Source organism: Vibrio sp. 10N.286.51.E5, assembly GCF_041469125.1.
GTDB classification, from domain to species: domain Bacteria; phylum Pseudomonadota; class Gammaproteobacteria; order Enterobacterales; family Vibrionaceae; genus Vibrio; species Vibrio crassostreae_C.
Map to the genome: position 1 here is coordinate 19,262 of NZ_JBFRJZ010000053.1, position 19,719 is coordinate 38,980.

Sequence of the window (19,719 nt, forward strand, 5' to 3'; positions counted from 1 at the left end):
ATACATAATTCACTCCATCTAATCCCCAAAACGAGACTTGAACATAAAATGAGCATTAATCACCTCCTTATTGTGCTGGGTAAGCGACTTAATAAGAATAAATTGACTGATGAAGGAATCAGTCGAGTTGATGCTTTGGTTGAGTATCTGGCGGAGCCTTTGGTAGAAGAGTCGAATCAGCAAACTGCGGTAGCATTTTGTGGTGGGCTAACAAAAGGGCAAACACTGTCTGAAGCCGACGCGATGCACCAGTACTTTAGAAAGCTTGAAAAGCAGCGTGAACATCCGTTTTCTTTAGGGGCGATTTTGCTCGAGCGGCACTCGACCAACACTGTCGAGAACATACAGAACTTGGCCTCAGAGATGATTGCAAGCGGGCTGTTTACTCGCGGGCAAAGTGTGCAAGTGACATTCGTTTCGAATGACTACCATTTACAACGTATATTCGAGATTCAATCGCTCATGGGCGAGCAAGGTTTGCTTAAAGTTCTCATCGAGAAGTGTTCCGCACTTGGGGTAGAGCAGCAAATAGATCGCAGGTTGGAGGCTCATGTTGCGGTGCCATACCCACATCAAAGTGCTCAGGGGCAATTGTTTCTGTTGATGGACGTACTGACGACCTACCGAGTTTATCTTGAAGGTGTTTGTGCGGGCGCATTTAAGCGAGATTTAGAGTTGGTTAGACGAGAGCCAGAAAGACTGTCTTTGGAAGCATTGATCACTGCCAAAGAGCTCGTTGGACGTTCATCTGACTTTGACATTGTGGAGAGTTTACTCCCAGCATTGGAGCGCTGTATCCAGCAGACTTCAGTGGGTACCGATGTAAAAAAAGTCAGGGAATACCTAGCTCTACTAGATACTAACCTGACTTTATTGAATCGTTATTTAGATCCGGAATCGGATCACACACATCGCTGGTGGCGATAGGTGATTATTTCTTTCTCGTGATGCCAATAACGGTCTTTAAACTCGCAAAGGCAATCAGACAGTAAGCTAGAAGCTCAGTGCCTTCTTCAGCGATGTTTTTAACCGCTCGAACGTAATCATCGCCCATAACATTGTGCCAGAAGGCTCATGTGTTTTTTTACAGTGATTAACTTTGGTTTTCTGAATCTTGCTCATGGTTATTGCGGTAGTACTCCCACTGTTCAATGCGCTCGCCGTCATCGAATACACAGTAAGTTGTACGCTGATTGTTTTCAGTAACCGTGTCTAATTCACCGTCCTGTTGAACACAATAAACCGCTGCTGGGTTAGCGACTGAAACACGTTGGCCCTCGCTATATTCTGCATAGTCGTTTGCACAACCGCCTAATACAACGGCACATACAGCCATCAAACCAATTTTCTTCATGTCTATCTCCTACGTGATAACTCTATAATCGAATGCGTTAAGTTCTACAGAACCAAATGAGAAGCTCTATGAAATTAGTATATTTTAGATTTCAGAAAAGGTTGTCCTAATTTGGTCAAGATATTGAAATAAGTTGATATTTCTTCATGTTTAACGACTTTTTGAGTGTTAGATCAAGCTAAGTGGATTCAAGTTACCGTAGGAATATCCCCGTCCGATCCGTTCTGGTTAGCGGTTGTGAACCTCGAATCTATTGATGATTATGATATGATGCCGCCAAATTCAGTAGAGCAGTCAGAATCATGAGACACCTAAAAACAACCATCCATCCTGATATCGACCATCTAGACAATAAAACGGTCTATAAGCGCAACGCTGCCCGTGCCATTGTGTTAGATGGTGAAGACATTCTGATGCTGTATACAGAGCGTTATCACGACTACACCATTCCTGGTGGTGGTTTGGATGAAGGGGAAGATGTGATCGCAGGTATGGTTCGTGAACTCGAAGAAGAGACTGGCGCGAAGAATATCCATAGCATCAAGCCGTTCGGCATTTTTGAAGAGTTTCGTCCTTGGTACAAAGACGATGCAGACATGATGCACATGATTTCTTACTGCTACTCATGCAAGATCGATCGTGAGCTTGGTGAAACGGCTTACGAAGATTATGAAGTGAAAAACGGGATGAAACCGGTGTGGATGAATATCCATGAAGCGATCGCTCATAACGAAAAGACCATGGCAGAGAGCCCTAAGAAGGGCATGAGTATTGAACGTGAAACCTTTTTGCTGCATTTGATTGCCAAAGAGATGCTTTAGCCGTTATCAATACTAGCCTGCTAAGCTATTTATTTGCCGCCACTTTTGGCGGCAAAATTGTTTCTAGCAATGCTAAAATTTAATAGCGGAAACTAATTATTGAATATGGTTGATATTGTCAACTAAGTATTTTTGATGTATCTTTACCTCAGCGATGAACCTATCTAGCTTAACTGCCCGGTTATATCGTTAAATCTCGCTGTGAGCCTGCCCTAAACAAAGAATACTATGAATAAAAGACAGTTTATTGCCCATTATCTGCGCATGAATCGCACCTCGTACTTATTGGCGATTGTGTTCATCTTTCTCGTCAACTGGTTACAAGTAGAGATCCCTCGTTATATCCAATTGGCGATAGATTTGATTGATGATGCCTCTTCAACTGGCCACCAACAGCTTCAAACCTATGTTTGGATTGTGGTCGGGATGTCGGTTGCCATGGTGGTGGTGAGAATTTTGTCTCGTATTTATGCGCTTAACCCGGGGCGAATTACAGAGGCCGCACTCAAAAGTACACTTCTACAAAAGTTGAATCGCTTACCGGGCAGCTTTCACGAACGCTTTGCTTCGGGTCGACTGATCTCGATTATCAACAATGACCTTAGTGGCATTCGACTGCTGTTTGGTGTCGGCTTCTTACAGTTCTTCAATGCCTTGCTTGCGTTGTCGCTGACGCCTCTTTACATGTGGCGCATATCGCCAGAACTCACACTGTATTCGATCATTCCTATCTCAATCGCTTTTGTGATTTTCCGTGTGGGCTTCAAGCGTATGAAAACGCTGCACTTAGAGCACATGAAGCGTCTACAAAACCTGTCTGCTCAGCTAATGAGTTACCTATCTGGGATTGACTTGATTAAGAGTCAGCAGATGTCACCTTGGGTGAAAGCCGAAACTGAAAAGCTGAACCAGTTATTGCTTGAGTGCCGCCTTAAAATTACACGAATTCAAGTCTTCTTTATGCCAGTACTCGACTACGCCAATGACCTGATGAAAATCATCATTCTTGGGCTTGGTGGCTACATGTTAATGAGACAGGAACTCACACTTGGTGAGATTACCGCCTTTCTGACTTACTCAGTTTTGCTCGCTATGCCATTGATGCAGCTTGGCAGAATCGCGACCATTTATCAGCGTGGCATGGTAGGTATTCAAAGTGCACAAACCATTCTTAATGCCAAAGTCCCAGAGCTTGATGAAGATAAGCTGACTGAATTAGATGTTGAATTGCTAAAGGGAAAAACGTTTTCTGTTCGCAACCTCAGCTTCAGCTATTCAGGTGAAGAACGCGTGATTCTCGATGACATCAGCTTTGATATTCCAGCAGGTAAGAAAGTGGGTGTGCTAGGTGGAATCGGAGCGGGTAAAACAACGTTAGTGAACTGCTTAAATCATCACTTGGATGTACCAGAAGGTTCTGTTTTCCTTGGTGAAAGAGATGTCACTAGCTTCTCACGCAGTGACTTGCGCCGTTACGTGAAAACTGTGACTCAGGACCCTTACCTGTTTTCAGCAACCGTCGAAGACAATATCCGCTTTGGTAGCCTAGATACCGATTTGGCAAAGAGTCAGGTTGATGAAGTGCTAGAGCTCAGCCAGTTGGCCAGTGATGTGACGCGTTTTGAACACGGCGATCAAACCTTAGTCGGTGAGAAAGGGATCATGTTGTCAGGTGGTCAGAAACAGCGCTTAAGTATTGCGCGTGCTTTATTACAACCCACCGATCTGATCATCATGGACAACGTTCTATCGGCTGTCGACTATGAAACAGAACGTAAGATCTTGGAAGGCTTGTTTAAGCGTTTAAAAAATCAATCGGTTCTTGTGGTTTCACACCGCGTTAATGCCCTTGAATATATGGATGAAGTCATCGTGTTGCATGAAGGTAAAGTGATCGCGAAGGGCGATCACGCCACGTTATTGAAAACCTGTGATTACTATTACGATACATGGCAACTACAGCAGAATGAAACGGAGGCAGCAGCATGTTAAAAGGTGTTGATCTCAAGTACCTCAAGCACTTTTTTAAGTTTGCTAAGAAATACAAAGGCTCTGCGATTCTGGGTATCGCTATGCTTCCTCTTTCTGTCATCACGAGTTTGTTGTTCCCTTGGCTGATCATTCAAGTGATCGATGTTCACCTGAGTCATGGGGATATGGATGGTCTGCTCGAGTACGTCTTCTATCTCGTTGCCGTGCTGGTGGCGAGCTATGTGGTGGATACCACCTATTCGTACAACCTGCGTAAAACCGGGCAATACACGATAACTGACATGCGCTCAGTGTTGTTTGCTCGCGTGCTCAAACTGCCACGCAGCTATTTTGATAACACACCGATTGGCGTAACGCTTTCACGATTAACCAGTGATTTGGAAACCATCGGCGAGACGTTTGTTCAGTCGGTTGTCGGGCTAGTTAAAGACAGCATCAATACCATTGCTCTGTTAGTGATGATGTTCTTTATTGATTGGCAGTTAACGATGATTGTATTGATCATTATGCCACCAGTGATGTATTTGACGGTTTATGTACGAAACCGACTTCGTGCACTCTATAAGGTGACTCGTTCTTCGTTGGCTCGCGGTATTGGCTTTTTACAAGAAGTCTTATTTGGCATGAAAACCGTTCAGATGTACCGAGCGGAAGAGCAAGTCGAGCAACGCTACCAAGGCTATACCGATGAGTTTTTAAGAGCGCAGAAGAAGATCAATAAATACGATGCGATTTTGTTCTCGTTTATCTCTGGCATCACCTCCATCACTATCGCGATTATGATCTGGTATGGCTCTGAGCAAGTGTTAGAAGGGGCGCTCACCTTGGGTGTGCTGATTGCGTTCATCAACACCTTAGAGAAAGTGTTTGTTCCGATCCGAGACTTTACTTCGCAGATCGCTTCGATTCAGAGTTCATTTGCAGCGTTTGACCATATTGAAGAGCTGTTTGTTGAGCCGACTGAAGAGGAAGGGCGTAACCTGCTGCCATCTAACAAGGTTGAGAAACAGCTTGAACAGTTTGTGAGCCTAGAGTTTAAGAACGTAAGCTTCCGCTACAAAGACGACTCTCCCTACGTTCTAAAGAATGTCTCGTTTGTATTGGAGAAAGGGCATCAAATCGCCCTTGTGGGTTCGACGGGTTCGGGCAAGTCGACGATTCTGCGTCTGATCTCTAAAACCTACCAAGATTATGAAGGCAGCATTTTGTTGAATGGAATAGAGCTGTCACAGATCTCAAGTGAAGACTCTGCTCATTTGTTCTCAATGATGATGCAAGACGTGCACTTATTTGAAGAGACCATCCAATTCAATATCGCGCTGGGCAAAACGCATCTATCTAGAACTGAGGTTGAACAGGCGGCGCGCTATGTTTATGCCGATAAGTTTATTGAACAATTGCCACAAGGTTATGACTTCCACTTGGAAAAGAACGGCTCTAACTTGTCTGTAGGGCAAACGCAGCTTATCTCGTTCGCTAGAGCGGTTGCACAGGGCGGTCAATTGATGATGCTTGATGAGGCGACCAGTTCGGTAGATTCAATCACTGAAGACCTGATTCAAAAAGCAATGCAGCGCCTTTTCAAGGAAAAAACCGTGATTGCGATTGCACACCGTTTGAGTACCGTTCGTCACTCAGATACGATTTTGGTGTTGGAAAAGGGTGAAATTGTTGAGCAAGGTAATCATCAACAGCTGGTGGCACACAATGGTATTTATGCTGGCTTGTTACAAGAATCGATTGTAGAAACGGGCGATTCTCAAGTAACGGTTGCCTGATCACCTCAAATCAGGTTTACCGTTATCGATACTATGAATTGGTGTTGCTTATGTTTCACCAATTTCTATTCTTTTCTAGTATTCCCAGTAGCTTAGGAAAAATAAAACATATTTTACGATTATTAATATGTTATGATCTCCCTACTACTAAAGGGGTGTCTTAGGGCATCGGGATGTATGCAAGCAAAAAGAACCGGCTTGTGTCAGTCACTTTCTGGCGAATATGGAATCGAAAATGTTGTTGGAAGAAGTTGTAGAAATTATCGAATTAACCGACTCAGACCATTTATCTCAAGCAATGGAACTGTTTAACGAGCATGGTTTTGTTGATGCTGAGTCTTTACCTTTTATGAATGTTGTTTTTGAAACAGCACCAGATCAACTTGCGAAGAAGCTGTCGCAGATTGGTTTTAAAGGTTTAGTGCAAGTCGAAAAGAATGAAGATGCATCAGGCTTCACCATTATTGATGCTGACCGTGTTCTGCTAAAAGATTCTGCTTAGTCGAAAGGCTCTGCTTAGCTGCAAGATTCTTCTTAATAACAAGAATAAGATTCAGCTTAGTGAAAAGACTCTATCCAGTTCAGTAACACCCGTTATGATTATTTGAGGTTAACACAGTGACAACAGCAACCGTTTCATCAACAGAACAACATATTTCCAACGAACATGCGCTTTTAGGTGCATCGTTATTAGCGTCTCAAAAAGTTGAGTTGGCTCTGTTCAGTGTGATCTCTAAATTAGCTAAAGCCCTATCAAAAGAGCAGCAACAGTCATTAGGTTTGGATTTGGATACCTTTTTAAGGGAGAAGCCAAGTGAACAAGCCTCGACTCTGAGCCGCTACGAAAATACGTTTGGTGAACAACTTCCTTTGAAGGCCAATGAACTCAACGATTTTATTTATCATCGAAACTTGGTCACTCGTGGCTTTTGGCGTGTGACTGGCGCTGATGTGAAAGGCGGTGAGAAACTTGCTAACCCAGAGCTTTATTTAAAAGAGTTCTTGGCTAAATGTGAATACTGGCAAGTGATGATTGATACTCAAACCAAGTAATCAAATTGAAATAAGAAAGCCATAGCGAACATGCTATGGCTTTTTTGTTGTTTGTGCAAATTGTCTTGAATTCTTTGAATCTAGAGCATCATCTCCAATACATAGTTCCTAGAGACAAAGTAATGTTTAAGTGCGGCACTGATATGCAGCACAATTAAACAGGCTAGGGCAATACAACTGGCACGATGTAAATAGAAAAAGAAGCCGTTGATTGCAGAGTCGGTAATTAGATTATTTACGCTCACTAACCAAAATAAAGAGTACGGTTCTTTTAGCATTAAGTAGCCGGTGCTGAAAACCATAAACATCACAAGATACATCAAAGAGTGTGCAAGCTTGGCAACGCATTTTTGCCCTTCAGGCACAGAGGTTGGCATGCTTGGCGACGAGCGAAAGTGGCTCCAGATATAACGAACCACAAGCAGTGGCGTCGCAACGGTCGCCAATGACATGTTGAGCACTGACAGAAAAGAAAACAGCTCTGGATGACTGGTGACATAGTGCATCACATACCCTGCGATTGTTGCATAGATGATTACAGAAGCCATTACCCAGTGCAGTACACGGCTTACTAAATCGTATCGTGGATTATTCAAATTAACCTCGTTCTGATCGTTATTAATATAAGATTCATCTCGATGCAATAAACCATTTTTCGGTATATTCGCATCGCAAATTAATCATATAGAACAGTATTACGCGGTATTTTTATAATTTAGAAATTAATGATGTTGCTTCAGGTGTTTTATAATTATCAATGATGTTTTAGAGTGTTAATTCCAATATGGACATAGCAAACTTGTCGACTTCCTAGCTTGTATGCCTATTACGAGATACAGTTAGTCTAAATATAAACATATAAGGAATGTATAATGCTTCGAATCTTATTGATTGCAGTTATCTCGGTGTTCAGCACGATGAGTTTTGCAAGCGAAGAGGTTAAGTACTCGGAACAAGAGTATTTGGATAGACCGCTGATGGAACGCTATATCTTGGATGAGTTGAAGCAGCTTCGAATGGAACAGCAGGATCTTGAAAGACGCTTGACCATTCAGATGACTGACCGGGAACTGACTGTGGCAGACAAGTCTCTGAATTACGCCAATGTAACCGTAACCTACTTCTTCTACATTATTGCTGGTGTGGCCTCTCTTATCGCGCTGGTGGGTTGGCAATCCATCAAAGAGCTTAAACACACAACTCAAGACATGGCTGATAAGCGACTTAATTCTATCGCTCAAGACTATGAGAAGAAGTTTAATGTTCTTGAACGGGATCTTAAGCGCAAGACCAGAATCATTTCCGACAACAACCGCGAAATTGAAATTATCAATGAGATTCATAACCTATGGTTGAGAGCACAGAACGCACAAACGGCAGAGCAAAAAATTGAAATCTACGATGAAATACTGAAGGTTCGTCCTGGAGATTTAGAAGCACTTACTGCCAAAGCTGACGCTGCTATGGATATACAGGAATACCACTGGGCAATGAGTCTTTGTAACCGTGTATTAGAAGTCGATGACCAAAATGCTCATGCCTTGTATCAACGTGCTTGCGCCTATGCTCGATTAGGGGCAGAAGGTCAAGCTATCGATGACTTAGAGCGCGCTATTGAAGCCAGTGGGTCCATGAGAGAGCTGCTAACTGAAGAGCCGGACTTTGAGATGCTGCGAGGCTTAGAACGCTTCGAAGTACTTCGTGAAGAGTAATATGAGGTAAAGATCCGTGTTAACTAAGGTGGTGGGCTTTGCATGCTCACCATACTTTCACACCTATCGCGCTATGGTTTCTTACATTTCATTTATTTTTTTGATTTAATTGTTATGTTATAACACTTTCTAAGTTCCTCGTTATAACCGCTAAGTATTTTATGAAGTTCCTCCGTATTGGTCTGATCGTTACTGCGATCAGCGCATTTTCCCTTGCTGCTTTGCTCTCTTTTCACTCCAAACCAGCACCAGAAATCTCTATCAAAATAACACCTTACCAAGGTTCTCAACCTAATGATAAGGAAGTCATCGACTCGCAAGCGACTCCCAACTCTTTGGTTAAGGTCCATTATTTTGTGAAAGTTGGCGATACGCTAAGCAACATCTTTTCGTCATGGCAACTGCCATATGGAACCGTTCAAAAGGTGATGGAAGCGGATCTGGAGTCTTTGAAACTCGACACAATAAAACCTGGTGACCATCTAGAGTTGCTTTTGGATAGTGACTCAAAACAGCTTGTGGAGCTGATTTATCACGAGAGTTTGGTTGAGCAAGCAGCCTTTACTCGAAACGATGATGGTAGCTTCACCTATAAATTCCGCGAGATCCCAGGCGAATGGAAAGAAAAACTCTATGCGGGTAGTGTTCACGGTAGCTTTTCAACGTCAGCCTACAAAGCGGGGTTAACTACTAACCAGATAGCCAATATCACCCGCACACTAAAAGACAAAGTCAACTTCGCTCGAGAGCTGAGAGCTGGTGATAGCTTCAATGTATTGGTCAAAGAGCAGTACACGGATGATCACCTAACGGGTAAAACAGAAATTCAAGGTATCTCAATTCAATTAAGAAACCGAGAAGTCGCAGCTTTTCTAGCACCAGATGGTCTTTTTTATGACAGAGAGGGAAATAGTCTAGAGCAAGCCTTTGATAGATACCCAGTCGACAGAAAATTCCGAAGAATCACTTCTTCGTTCAATCCGACACGAAGACACCCAGTAACTGGGCGAATCTCACCGCACAATGGTACCGACTTTGCGACACCTGTTGGTTCACCTATCTACTCAACTGGTGATGGTCGAGTGGTGGCACTTCGTGACCACCCGTATGCTGGTAAATATTTGGTGATTGAACACAACAGCGTATATACGACGCGTTATCTTCACTTGAGCCGCTTCTTAGTTAAGAAAGGTCAGCAAATTAAGCGAGGTCAGAAAATTGCGCTATCGGGTGCTACTGGTCGTATTACTGGCCCGCACTTGCACTTTGAGGTATTGGTTCGTGGTCGCGCCGTCGATGCGATGAAGGCGAACTTACCAATGGCAAGCTCAATTATGCCTAAAGATAGAAAAGAGTTTTTGGCTCGAATTGCCTCTTTTGATGCCATGCTCTCTGAGCCCGCAGATCGCGCGAGTTAGAGATATTCATATCTAACTTGGCAACGCATACAATCACGCCCCTTAGTTAGCGATTTAGCTAAGGGGCGTTTTTTAAAGAATCACACGATTAAGCGACTGAATCCGTTATTCGATGGATAGAGCTATTGAGCGATAGGTTTGCCACTGATTAAGCAACCACCACTGCCGTGCCGCTAGCAGAGACCATCAGCATGCCATTACCTGTTCCCAAGACTTCGTAATCAATATCTACGCCTACCACCGCGTTGGCACCCGCTTCAATCGCTTTCTGTTCTAACTCTTTGAACGCGTAGTTACGTGCTTTTTCCAGTTCTTTCTCGTAGGTGCCAGAACGTCCACCCACAAAGTCACGAATTCCTGAAAACATATCTTTGAAAACGTTCACCCCTAGAATGGCTTCTCCGGCAATAACCCCTTTGTAATCGACAATGCGCTTGCCTTCGACTGATTGTGTGGTGGTAATAATCATAATGGCCTCTTGTAAGCTTGCTGAGCTGTCACTCGCTTATTGATTGATAGTTTGGTCTTGCTCTTGAATGTCATCGTTCAGTGCTGTCTCTGAGCGTGTGAATTCATGTCTTAACCATGTTCTCAGTTTTAGCACACTTTCTTGTTTTAATTTGTTTTTTGGGCAAACAAAGTAAAAATCTTGGTGCGGGTTAGCAACCGGTTTACCCAGTTCGACAAGCATCCCATGGCTGATGTCATCCTTCACAAACAAGCGATGTGTAACCAATACGCCTAGTGAACGAATCGCAGCTTGTACTGCTTGAATGGAGACATCGAATGTCAGGTTGCTATGGAATGTGGGCATTGGGATTTGGTAATTGTCGCACCACACTTGCCAGTCGTGTTGTCGCCTGAGGTTAAAAACGCCAATGGTCGGGTTTTGTTTGACGAGTTGCTCGACGCTCAATCCGGTCTGGTTTTTTAATAGAGTAGGGCTGCACACCAAGACCAGATCATCGTCGCCCAGTTTCTCGCTGTAATATTGTTCCCACTCGTTGGGTTTGCCATGTACAAGCGCAACATCGACCCCTTCCTGCTCGATATCGAAAGGGCCAGTTAGCGTCGAAATGCGGATATCAAGTGAGGGAGCGAAGGCTTGGAAGTCGGGAACTCGTGGGATCCACCAGTGCATCGCTAGCGAATTGACCATGTTGAGGGTAATGCGGTGGTCGTTAGGCGTTCTGGCAAGCTCTTCGGTCGCCTCTATCACTTGCTCAAGTGCGGGCGCGACTTTGCGGTAATATCGCTTACCTGCGGCATTAAGAACAACACGACGACCGACTCGTTGAAACAGAGGCTTGTTGACCAGTTGCTCTAACGACTTTATCGCTTGGCTTACCGCAGAGTGACTGACGTACAATACCCGCGCGGCGTCGGTCATGCTGCCAGTCTCAGCAACAGCAATGAAAGCATAAACGGATTTAAGCGGAACGAGTTTTTTCATTGGTAAGTTTTCCTTACAGTTATAGTTAATATTACTCGCTATTTTTCATTACGTCACGCCTCTAAAATAGATGTCATAGGAGGTGATAATTATGTCTGATATTACCAAGGCGACGACTTTCATGTTGTTGTCGACGTTCAGTTTGTCTTTAAGTGGCTTGATGGCCAAGTATCTATCTGAAGTGATGCCCACTTCGTTACTCAGTTTTGTGCGTTTTTTGTTACCCAGTCTGTTTTTATTTCTTTTCCTGACCTTTTACAAAATCAGCAAGCCGACACGAGAAATGTGGAAACCTTTGGTGATGCGGGCGATCTTTATGGTGGCGTGTCAGTGGTGTTTCCTTACTTCACTGCAAACCTTAACGCTTGTTGAAGGGGTTGTGTTGTTCAGTACGGGGCCTCTGTTTATTCCATTGTTAGAAAAGTTAATATTTAGAACCAAGATTCATACAACGACGATAGTGTGTTTAGCTGTCACCTTTGTTGGCGTAGTGATGATGGCGGGGGATTGGTCGCAGTTTGAGTTGGGTTCGGAGTTCTTTAGACCTGCGCTTCTGCTTGGGCTTCTCGCGGGGGTATTTAATTCTGGCTCGCAAGTGAGTTTGTACCGAGCGTCTAAAACCAGCCTGACTCCGGCAGAGCTTAACGCGTGGACCTTTTTAGTTGCGGCAATTATTGTGATACCAATGGTGGTGTTTACTTCTGTTTCTGCGGTGCCTGATGTACTTGAAAGTGCTGAAAAAGGCTTCGTGTCGGCGTTGCTGTCTTTTGACGATTTACGCTGGATTGTTCTCGGAGCACTTGGTCTTGCAATGTTTACCATCAATACCCAAATCTTCCGTTCCAAGGCGTATAAGCTTGCAGACAGTGGCTCCCAGTTGGCACCTCTGATTTTTACTAACATGCTGTTTAGCGCGCTTTGGCAGGACTTGTTCTTTGATGATGTGTTTTCTACACAGCAGATGATTGGCATTAACCTGATTGTCGTGGCGAGCATCACCAATACATTGCTGGCAAAAAGACACAGCAAGGCGAAAGCCAAACAAAAACCGCACACCACAGTGGCTGTAGCGACTGTAGTGGACGTTGCGGTATTGGACTCGGCAGCTAAAAGCTAACCATTGAGTTATGGCTTATCCTCTGAATGGTTAATTTAAAACTTAGAACAATGAGCGTATGTATTCTTTTACTCGGTCGATGTGTTCGTGCGGGTCAATCTCGCAGCGTTGGTTCATTTCTAGGAATCGCTCAGCGTATTTATCGTAGATTTTGTTTTCCAAAAACAGTAAATACAACTTGGGATCGATATGACCGCTGGTGGCCATGTCGGTCATGATGTTGAGTGATTCGCTTAAGAGTTTACCTTTCTTATAAGGGCGATCACTAGAGGTGAGTGCTTCAAAGACATCAGCAATTGCCATTGCTCTCGACGGCAGAGGTAACTGGTCTTCGTTTAAGCCTCTTGGGTATCCCTTACCGTCGATACGTTCGTGGTGTCCGCTGGCGATATCCGGAATGTTTTGAAGGTAAGGCGGGTAAGGCAACTTGTTGAGCATGGTGAAGGTTTGGATAATATGATCGTTGATCATGAAACGTTCTTCATCGTTTAGCGTACCACGGCGTACTTTCAAATTGTGCAGTTCACCTTGGTTGTATTTAACTTCTCCGGGCTTAAGTACAAACGCTTCTTGCCATACATCGGCAGGGTTAAAGCCATTGTCCCAAGGTATTTTATGCTCCGGTTTGTCTGCAAGCAGAGGCTCCATGACAGGCAAACCCTTTTCCTGACTTGTTGGCTCAGTTCTCTCTTTCTCAACCGACTCTTTTTGGGTGTTAAATCTCTCTTTTTCAGACCAAGACAAACCCAATTGATCATCCAGTGTACGTTTCCATTGGCGTTTGGCTATTTGATCTAAGCGTTCTAGCTGCTCTTCCGTCATAGATTCGCCGCCAAGATTACACTCAGCAACGAAGGCAAACTCCTCATCCAGTTCAGACAGGCTTTGTTCGAGTATTTTGAGTTGTTCTTCTTGTAGTGCACCGTTCGCCATCGCTTTCCAGTAATCGGTTTCCGCTTGCTGTTTCAACAACTCAAAACGCATTCGCACTTCGTGGATTCGGTCGTAAATGGTTTCCAGTTTTGTTGCCTTATCTACCACATATTCAGGCGTGGTCACCTTGCCGCAGTCATGAAGCCAAGCGGCGAGCATCAACTCTTCCCACTGTTTACTGTCCAATGAGAATTGCGGGTAATAGCGGTCATCATCTATGGTTGCTTGAGTTAGCCATTTGGTGAGCTCCGGCACTCGTTGGCAATGCCCGCCCGTATAAGGTGACTTGGTATCAATCGCCGATGCAATCAGCTCAATAAAGGCATTAAGCATGTCTTTTTGTTGCTGCATTTGGTCGATGTTGTCTTTCGCTATTTCCGCAAAGCTGAGCAACTCTCTTAAAAAGGCGTGCTTGTCTGCCTGCATCTTGGTAATTGGTCTCTCATAGCCAATTGCCACAATCCCTACCAACAGTTTCTCTCGGTTTAATAGTGGAAATAGGTACAGGTCTGAATTGAAGATCGAATCTTGGTAATAGTTGAGAACATTGTCTTCTCTGTTCAAATGGATCGTCTCACCAGATTTAAGCTGACACAGCAACCAAGGCGTGTGTTTGATGAAGTCATTGATGTCGGCCTTAAAAGGAAGAATGGCAAGGTTGGCTGCCGTATCAAACACGTCTTTCTCTTTGGATTGAGTGAAAAGGACAATGGTTTCTGCTTTGGTAATTAAATAGCTTTGATGAGCAATGTTCTTGGCTAAGATCGAAAACTCCTGATTCCCGGCGGTGTCTCGAAGTAGGGTAATCAGATCATGAAGCGTGTGTTCCATTAGCTCAATCGAGTGGGCAAGGTTAGCCACTTCTTGAATCATGCTTTTGGGATAATGAGTACGCCTGAAGTCAAATCGAGCGATGTTGTCGGTGAGTTGCATCAGCGTATTGAGTGGCTGAGACAGTCGATTAGCAACAAACCATACGATAGCGAAGCAGATGAACAACATCCCAATCGCGACCGCAACTTGCTTGTCTCGCATCGAGATAAGATCAGCGAGCAGCTCATTGTGTGGCGTCGCTTCTGCCAAGTATAAGGTGACATTTTGAGTCAGTTGAACCGGCGTTAGCGTTAGTGCCCAAGTGTTTAAGTTGTACTCAACGTTTTTTAGATTGAGGTTAAACTTCTCTTCATCAGAGATAAGCGGCGCAATAACGGACGCTTTCAATGCTTCCATCTGTTCACGTTTGGGCACATTAAAGAAGCTTTGGTCTTGCTCACTGCCAGAGAGATTCCCCGTCGTTTGGTTGTTCGTTTGCTCAGTTTTACTTGTGTCATCAGATTGGGAGTCAGGCTTGGGTACTGATAGCTCAAGTTGATGCTGACCGAGAAGATTAAAATGTTGATCGAACAAGGCGAGTCGGGTTTGCGGAGAATAAGCTAATTCACTGATCTGAGAAGAGAGGGAACTCAACGTAAAGTCGGCACCAACCACATGCTTGCCATCGGCAGAACGCCTAGAGAGTGTAATGCCATTGGTTTGCAGGAAATAGAATAGATAGGGCTCAGAGAGTTGTATTGAGCCATCAGGCTTTGCGTTACGAAACCAAGGACGAGTTGTGGGGTTGAACTTACTCTCTGCTTGTCGAGTACTGATCACTTGATGTGCGCCATCAAGATAGGTAATAAAGTTTTCACCGTCTAGATTGGTGCTGCTGACCATCATGGTCGCTTTAGCGGGCGCGCTGTTTTCGGCTCTCTGTTTATTGGTGCTTAATGGACGAAAGATTCTGAAGTCACCATCTTCAGAACCATAAAATAGAGCGACCAAATTGGTGTTTTGCTTGAAGATGATATCGACCGAAGCAAGCCAAGAGTCTTTTTCGACAGCGGAAGCTTGATGAGCAACAAACGGGCTCACCGCCATCACATTTAAGGTTGTGATAACAGGGGCAATGGCTTGTTTAAATACTGATTCCAGTTTGTCGCGGTGCTCATTACTGATCTCGCGCACTGTGCCTAGCAGCAGCTCTTGGGAGTGCCGATAACTTATCGAAATCAATACCGCACCGACAAGTGTTGTCAAAATTAGGAAAAGGCTAGTGATGTGGATACTCAGCGGATATCGTCTTCTTCTCATCTAACACTCCGGTTTGTAGACTGGTTTAAGTATTGACGAACTTGGGTAGGTTGCAAAAAATTGGCGCAATTACCGAGTGTGTGCGGTTCTACTTAGATAAGGCCAAGCGCTGGCTGGCTCTGGTTAGCCACGTATTCCCGTGTCGTGTAAATGAACCAGTAATAAACCTTTATGTTAGGGTGCTAATTGTCACTTTCAGCTGATAAACTGGCCGAATTGTTGCCATTAGGCATTCATTTTCTGAAGTATTCTTTTCCTGAAAGAGATTCAGAGTTACTTTCTGAAAAACGTATTTTGACCGAGCGAAGAGGGCATTGATTCATGGAACTCAAAGTAGATACTCACACCCACACATACGCAAGTGGTCATGCTTACAGCACATTGATCGAAAACGCCAAGTCGGCAAAGCAAAATGGTTTAGCCATGTTTTGTACTACTGATCATTCAGAATCAATGCCGGGCGCGCCACACTATTGGTTCTTCAGCAATCAGCGTGTGCTCCCTCGTCTTATTGAAGATGTCGCAATTATTCGAGGTGTTGAGTCAAACATCATGAACACACAGGGTGAAATCGACATTCATCCGAGTGTGGATAAGAACTTGGATTGGGTGATCGCGAGTTTTCATGAGCCAGTATTTCGCCCATCGGATGTCGCTACCCATACAGAAGCATTGTTGAATGTTATTAAGGGCGGTCGAATTGATGCGCTTGGTCACTTAGGCAATCCTAATTTTGATTTCGATTTCGAAGCCGTTATTCAATGTGCGGTTGAGAACAACGTGGCGATTGAGATCAACAACACCACACTCAAAGGCAATAGCCGAGTTGGCAGTGTTGACCGCTGCTATGAGATTGCAAGAATAGCGAAAGCGAAGGGTGCATTTATTACAACAGGCAGCGATGCGCATTTCTGTTTAGATGTCGGTGGCTTAGACTTAGTCGCAGCATTGTTAGATGAAGTGGGCGTAGATTCGAGTAAAGTGATTACCCATTCGCCAAAGCAGTTCCTAGCCTTTTTGGCCTTGCGCGGTCGTAATGAAATCCCAGAATATTCAGATCTTGTTTAAGAGAATGTCGGCGGGTTTGCATTTCGACACAATCAATTTTTGTGCCTGAAAGATTTTTGTATACACTAGCCGAAAATAATAAAGTCGAAGTGCCACAGTAATGACGGCTCTAACTTCAAAGACACCGCTTCACTTGGAGAAACAATGAAAACTCGCTCAATCCTTTTATCTGGCTTAATCGCTGCTTCAGTATTGTCTGGCAACGCATTTGCTAATGTAGACCTTAAGAAAAACATGCAAGAAATGAAGCTTGCGTTCAAACAAGCGGCAGAAGCTCAAAGCATTGAAGAGATGCAAAAGCCTATCGTTCGTTTAGATACGCTAGTGGCAGAGCTGAAAACGGGTGTTTACCCAGTCGAGAAAGAAGACAACTTCATGGAAGGCTTCAAAAAGATCAGTGCATCACTGGATAGCATTGAGCAGAAGCTAGACCAAGGTGACTTAGCGTCGGCACAGCAAGAACTTCGTACTATTGATGGCCTTCGTGAAGAGTACCATGAGAAGCGTAACCCAAGCATCTGGAGCAAGATCTTCGGTTAATTCGTTAATCATGAACGTTTGCTAGATAGGTAACAAAGAGCAAACCTCAAGATTCGATTTCTAAAACGCCGCCTTACATTACCTTCTTTCGAGGAAGGTGTAAGGCGGCGTTTTTATTGTCTCTTTTATCGAAAGCCTGCTGCAAAGAGATGAGTATTACTTTCTTAGTTTTAGTGTTGTAACCAGTATTTAACGAAAAAGAGTGTGCGTTAGCTTCAATTTTTTAACTTGCTGTTAATCTTTACGTTTACCTATATTCCAAGTCCCTCATAATAAGGGAAATTTATAAAGACTTGGAATAATGCGCCGAACCTCGTTCAACTTCTTCATGTTACTTGCAACAGCATTAAGCTGGGCGCTAGTGACATTAATGCCTGTTATCAATGCTCATGGTAATAGTGCGGGAGTATGGGCGTCGTTATGTACGGTCAATGGCTTTGAATTGGTTCAAATCGAAGAAGGCGAACCTAATACTCATAAAGGAAAGCCGTGTCCGTTTAGCCATTTTTCCACGTTTCACCAAGATGAACTTCCCACTACACTACTGACAACTCGACTGAGTTCTATTGTCTCCGACAGCTACGCTTTTTTGGCTCTAAGCGAACGCTACACGAGGCAAGCCCCGCGCGGCCCTCCCTTTGTTATTGCTTAAACCTAACCCATTAAAATAATTAAAAAATAAAGTATTAAGTAAAGTTAAACATGCTCAGATTACTTTCTGATTTTTCAGAAGGTATGTTTGCGTGTGTCAAAGGAAATTATAATGTTGAGAAATGAATCTCAAACCCCTGCGAAAGCACAAGCAACTTCGCAGTCTAAAAGCAGTGCAACAACCGGTTCGGAAACCAATATAAAAAGCAAAGACCGCAATAAAACCCTCTATTTCCTCACATGGCGCTGGCACTTCTATGCTGGGCTATTTGTTATCCCGTTTATGTTAATGCTGAGCATTACAGGTTTGGTGATGCTGTTTGATGATGAAATCGAATTGACTTTCCACCACGAAGCCCTAGAGATTGTTGCATCGGGCGAGCCGATTAAAGTGTCACAACAGTTAGCTGCAGTACAACTTCAATACCCACAAGGTTCGGTTACCCAGTTTGTTCCGAGCAAAGCTCCTGATCTGGCTAACCGCTTTTCGGTAGCACTTGTAGACGGCACATCGGTCTTCGCCACGGTAAATCAATATACGGGCGAAGTGGTCGGAGAGATTCCGCGTAGCGACAGCCTGTACCAACTCGCGAATGACATTCACGGCACTTTGTTGATTGGTGATTGGGGTGATTATCTAATTGAAGTCGCAATAAGCTTGTCTATTCTGTTGCTCATCAGTGGTATTTACTTATGGTTACCTAGAGATAACGCGAGCCGCGCTGGTTTTCTTAAGTTGAGAGTGTCATCTGGGACACGCGTACTGATGCGTGATCTGCATGCGAACATAGGCGGCACGTTATCTCTTATTCTGTTGCTCTTTATCCTGTCTGGTTTGGCGTGGACAGGCTTCTGGGGCGGTAAGTTAGTGCAAGCATGGAGCACTTTCCCTGCTCAAATGTGGGACGATATTCCGCTGTCTGACAAGACACACGCATCGCTTAACCATGGTTCGGAAGAAGAGCTTCCTTGGAACTTGGAACAGACACCACTGCCGTTGTCTCAAGATAAGCCTGCCGAACATGTACATCATGTCGAAGAGGCTTCGGAACCTCATGATCACTCTAAGATGGGCGATGACCACTCTATGCATGTCATGTCTGCGAGTAGCTTTGCCATTGATGATGTCATTGAGAAAGCACGAGCTCTTGGCTTCACGCAGTACAAGGTGAATTTCCCACGTTCTGAGACGGGTGTTTACACAGTGACAGCAAACACGATGGGCGGCGATATCATCGATCCCACTCAAGATCGTACCACGCACCTAGACCAGTATTCAGGTCGTATCCTTGGTGAAGTGACCTGGCAAGATTATAACTTTATCGCCAAGACATTAGCGGTCGGTATCTCTCTGCACCAAGGTGATATAAGTATTATCAACAAGCTTTTAAACGCCTTGTTCTGCTTGGCGTTCATCGTGGTGTCAGTCACGGGCGGTGTGATGTGGTGGATGCGTAGACCATCAGGTCAACGTAAGCTTGGCGCGCCACCTAAGTTTGGTGATGCTGGCTTATGGAAAGCTGGTTTGGTGAGTGTTGTGCTGATTTCAGTACTATTTCCTCTCGCAGGAGCAACGATTGTGACGGCCATGATATTGGATTGGCTACTGTTCTCACGTGTTGAGAAGTTCAAAACGGCGTTGAGCTAATTGAACCAAAAACGGACTTTTTCGGCTTGAGAAGGTCCGTTTTTTATT

Annotated in this window: 19 protein-coding genes; 13 read left to right on the top strand and 6 right to left on the bottom strand. The window is 44.2% G+C overall.

Translation table 11 applies throughout. The features are described from left to right. Window positions 1-48 precede the first annotated feature (48 nt). Entirely contained in the window at window positions 49-927 is an 879-nt protein-coding gene (locus AB4161_RS18310; RefSeq protein WP_372083824.1) for a YdcF family protein, read from the top strand. A gap of 4 nt (window positions 928-931) precedes the next feature. Here the strand turns inward: AB4161_RS18310 and AB4161_RS18315 are convergent, their stop codons facing one another. Both AB4161_RS18315 and AB4161_RS18320 read right to left on the bottom strand, forming a co-directional pair. Continuing rightward, on the bottom strand, window positions 932-1,054 hold the full coding sequence (locus AB4161_RS18315; protein WP_017059520.1) for a hypothetical protein: 123 nt from the start codon (window positions 1,052-1,054) through the stop codon (window positions 932-934). A 39-nt stretch (window positions 1,055-1,093) separates the two neighbouring features. Continuing rightward, window positions 1,094-1,354, bottom strand: coding sequence for a DUF333 domain-containing protein (locus AB4161_RS18320; protein ID WP_017059521.1), 261 nt, complete (start codon window positions 1,352-1,354; stop codon window positions 1,094-1,096). Window positions 1,355-1,656: 302 nt separating this feature from the next. Here AB4161_RS18320 and AB4161_RS18325 point away from each other — a divergent pair, with 302 nt between their 5' ends. From AB4161_RS18325 to AB4161_RS18345, 5 genes are all read left to right on the top strand, one after another. Further along, entirely contained in the window at window positions 1,657-2,175 is a 519-nt protein-coding gene (locus tag AB4161_RS18325) for an NUDIX hydrolase (protein WP_017059522.1), read from the top strand. A 228-nt stretch (window positions 2,176-2,403) separates the two neighbouring features. Beyond that, window positions 2,404-4,167 carry an ABC transporter ATP-binding protein gene (locus AB4161_RS18330; protein ID WP_372083825.1) on the top strand — a complete coding sequence of 588 codons (1,764 nt, stop codon included), beginning with the start codon at window positions 2,404-2,406 and terminating at the stop codon, window positions 4,165-4,167. Next, a complete protein-coding gene (locus tag AB4161_RS18335; RefSeq protein ID WP_372083827.1) occupies window positions 4,161-5,945 on the top strand; it encodes an ABC transporter ATP-binding protein in 1,785 nt (594 codons plus the stop codon). Before AB4161_RS18330 ends, AB4161_RS18335 begins: the two co-directional genes overlap by 7 nt. 235 nt (window positions 5,946-6,180) lie before the next feature. Then, a complete protein-coding gene (locus AB4161_RS18340) occupies window positions 6,181-6,447 on the top strand; it encodes a hypothetical protein (RefSeq protein ID WP_017059525.1) in 267 nt (88 codons plus the stop codon). 116 nt (window positions 6,448-6,563) lie between these two features. Then, window positions 6,564-6,998, top strand: a complete 435-nt coding sequence (locus tag AB4161_RS18345; protein ID WP_017064806.1) for a hypothetical protein — start codon at window positions 6,564-6,566, stop codon at window positions 6,996-6,998. Between the two features lie 80 nt (window positions 6,999-7,078). Here the strand turns inward: AB4161_RS18345 and AB4161_RS18350 are convergent, their stop codons facing one another. Continuing rightward, a complete protein-coding gene (locus AB4161_RS18350; RefSeq protein WP_102397925.1) occupies window positions 7,079-7,594 on the bottom strand; it encodes a cytochrome b in 516 nt (171 codons plus the stop codon). 276 nt (window positions 7,595-7,870) lie between these two features. Between AB4161_RS18350 and AB4161_RS18355 the strand changes: the two genes are divergently transcribed. Together AB4161_RS18355 and AB4161_RS18360 are read left to right on the top strand one after the other, a co-directional pair. Then, window positions 7,871-8,710 (top strand): tetratricopeptide repeat protein, encoded by an 840-nt coding sequence (locus tag AB4161_RS18355; protein ID WP_017069419.1) that lies wholly within the window; start codon window positions 7,871-7,873, stop codon window positions 8,708-8,710. 161 nt (window positions 8,711-8,871) lie between these two features. Beyond that, entirely contained in the window at window positions 8,872-10,128 is a 1,257-nt protein-coding gene (locus AB4161_RS18360) for a peptidoglycan DD-metalloendopeptidase family protein (RefSeq protein ID WP_372083829.1), read from the top strand. A gap of 148 nt (window positions 10,129-10,276) precedes the next feature. Here AB4161_RS18360 and AB4161_RS18365 read toward each other — a convergent pair whose 3' ends face one another. Further along, entirely contained in the window at window positions 10,277-10,597 is a 321-nt protein-coding gene (locus tag AB4161_RS18365; protein WP_004730185.1) for a heavy metal-binding domain-containing protein, read from the bottom strand. A gap of 36 nt (window positions 10,598-10,633) precedes the next feature. Next, window positions 10,634-11,581, bottom strand: a complete 948-nt coding sequence (locus AB4161_RS18370; RefSeq protein ID WP_048616912.1) for a LysR substrate-binding domain-containing protein — start codon at window positions 11,579-11,581, stop codon at window positions 10,634-10,636. A 91-nt stretch (window positions 11,582-11,672) separates the two neighbouring features. On the opposite strand from AB4161_RS18370, the gene AB4161_RS18375 reads away from it, so the two are divergent. Further along, the gene (locus AB4161_RS18375; RefSeq protein ID WP_372083831.1) at window positions 11,673-12,698 is read left to right on the top strand and encodes a DMT family transporter; all 1,026 of its coding nucleotides are present in this window, start codon (window positions 11,673-11,675) and stop codon (window positions 12,696-12,698) included. Between the two features lie 42 nt (window positions 12,699-12,740). On the opposite strand, the gene AB4161_RS18380 is transcribed toward AB4161_RS18375, so the two are convergent. Further along, window positions 12,741-15,764: an HD domain-containing phosphohydrolase gene (locus tag AB4161_RS18380; RefSeq protein WP_029236400.1), complete on the bottom strand. Its 3,024-nt coding sequence runs from the start codon at window positions 15,762-15,764 to the stop codon at window positions 12,741-12,743. 321 nt (window positions 15,765-16,085) lie between these two features. On the opposite strand from AB4161_RS18380, the gene AB4161_RS18385 reads away from it, so the two are divergent. The 4 genes from AB4161_RS18385 to AB4161_RS18400 all read left to right on the top strand — a co-directional run bounded on the left by AB4161_RS18385 (window position 16,086) and on the right by AB4161_RS18400 (window position 19,671). After that, on the top strand, window positions 16,086-16,832 hold the full coding sequence (locus AB4161_RS18385; RefSeq protein WP_372083832.1) for a phosphatase: 747 nt from the start codon (window positions 16,086-16,088) through the stop codon (window positions 16,830-16,832). A 144-nt stretch (window positions 16,833-16,976) separates the two neighbouring features. Next, window positions 16,977-17,372 (top strand): cytochrome b562, encoded by a 396-nt coding sequence (locus AB4161_RS18390; RefSeq protein WP_017059534.1) that lies wholly within the window; start codon window positions 16,977-16,979, stop codon window positions 17,370-17,372. A 301-nt stretch (window positions 17,373-17,673) separates the two neighbouring features. After that, complete coding sequence (locus tag AB4161_RS18395; RefSeq protein ID WP_017064798.1) at window positions 17,674-18,024, top strand: hypothetical protein; 351 nt, start codon at window positions 17,674-17,676, stop codon at window positions 18,022-18,024. Window positions 18,025-18,135: 111 nt separating this feature from the next. After that, on the top strand, window positions 18,136-19,671 hold the full coding sequence (locus AB4161_RS18400; RefSeq protein ID WP_372083833.1) for a PepSY-associated TM helix domain-containing protein: 1,536 nt from the start codon (window positions 18,136-18,138) through the stop codon (window positions 19,669-19,671). Window positions 19,672-19,719 lie beyond the last annotated feature (48 nt).

What these genes read in the sequence shown, in the direction of transcription:
- AB4161_RS18310 (WP_372083824.1), top strand. Translation starts at nt 49, where the DNA reads ATGAGCATTAATCACCTCCTTATTGTGCTGGGTAAGCGACTTAATAAG.
- AB4161_RS18315 (WP_017059520.1), bottom strand. Translation starts at nt 1,054, where the DNA reads ATGGGCGATGATTACGTTCGAGCGGTTAAAAACATCGCTGAAGAAGGC.
- AB4161_RS18320 (WP_017059521.1), bottom strand. Translation starts at nt 1,354, where the DNA reads ATGAAGAAAATTGGTTTGATGGCTGTATGTGCCGTTGTATTAGGCGGT.
- AB4161_RS18325 (WP_017059522.1), top strand. Translation starts at nt 1,657, where the DNA reads ATGAGACACCTAAAAACAACCATCCATCCTGATATCGACCATCTAGAC.
- AB4161_RS18330 (WP_372083825.1), top strand. Translation starts at nt 2,404, where the DNA reads ATGAATAAAAGACAGTTTATTGCCCATTATCTGCGCATGAATCGCACC.
- AB4161_RS18335 (WP_372083827.1), top strand. Translation starts at nt 4,161, where the DNA reads ATGTTAAAAGGTGTTGATCTCAAGTACCTCAAGCACTTTTTTAAGTTT.
- AB4161_RS18340 (WP_017059525.1), top strand. Translation starts at nt 6,181, where the DNA reads ATGTTGTTGGAAGAAGTTGTAGAAATTATCGAATTAACCGACTCAGAC.
- AB4161_RS18355 (WP_017069419.1), top strand. Translation starts at nt 7,871, where the DNA reads ATGCTTCGAATCTTATTGATTGCAGTTATCTCGGTGTTCAGCACGATG.
- AB4161_RS18360 (WP_372083829.1), top strand. Translation starts at nt 8,872, where the DNA reads ATGAAGTTCCTCCGTATTGGTCTGATCGTTACTGCGATCAGCGCATTT.
- AB4161_RS18365 (WP_004730185.1), bottom strand. Translation starts at nt 10,597, where the DNA reads ATGATTATTACCACCACACAATCAGTCGAAGGCAAGCGCATTGTCGAT.
- AB4161_RS18370 (WP_048616912.1), bottom strand. Translation starts at nt 11,581, where the DNA reads ATGAAAAAACTCGTTCCGCTTAAATCCGTTTATGCTTTCATTGCTGTT.
- AB4161_RS18375 (WP_372083831.1), top strand. Translation starts at nt 11,673, where the DNA reads ATGTCTGATATTACCAAGGCGACGACTTTCATGTTGTTGTCGACGTTC.
- AB4161_RS18380 (WP_029236400.1), bottom strand. Translation starts at nt 15,764, where the DNA reads ATGAGAAGAAGACGATATCCGCTGAGTATCCACATCACTAGCCTTTTC.
- AB4161_RS18385 (WP_372083832.1), top strand. Translation starts at nt 16,086, where the DNA reads ATGGAACTCAAAGTAGATACTCACACCCACACATACGCAAGTGGTCAT.
- AB4161_RS18390 (WP_017059534.1), top strand. Translation starts at nt 16,977, where the DNA reads ATGAAAACTCGCTCAATCCTTTTATCTGGCTTAATCGCTGCTTCAGTA.
- AB4161_RS18395 (WP_017064798.1), top strand. Translation starts at nt 17,674, where the DNA reads ATGCGCCGAACCTCGTTCAACTTCTTCATGTTACTTGCAACAGCATTA.
- AB4161_RS18400 (WP_372083833.1), top strand. Translation starts at nt 18,136, where the DNA reads ATGTTGAGAAATGAATCTCAAACCCCTGCGAAAGCACAAGCAACTTCG.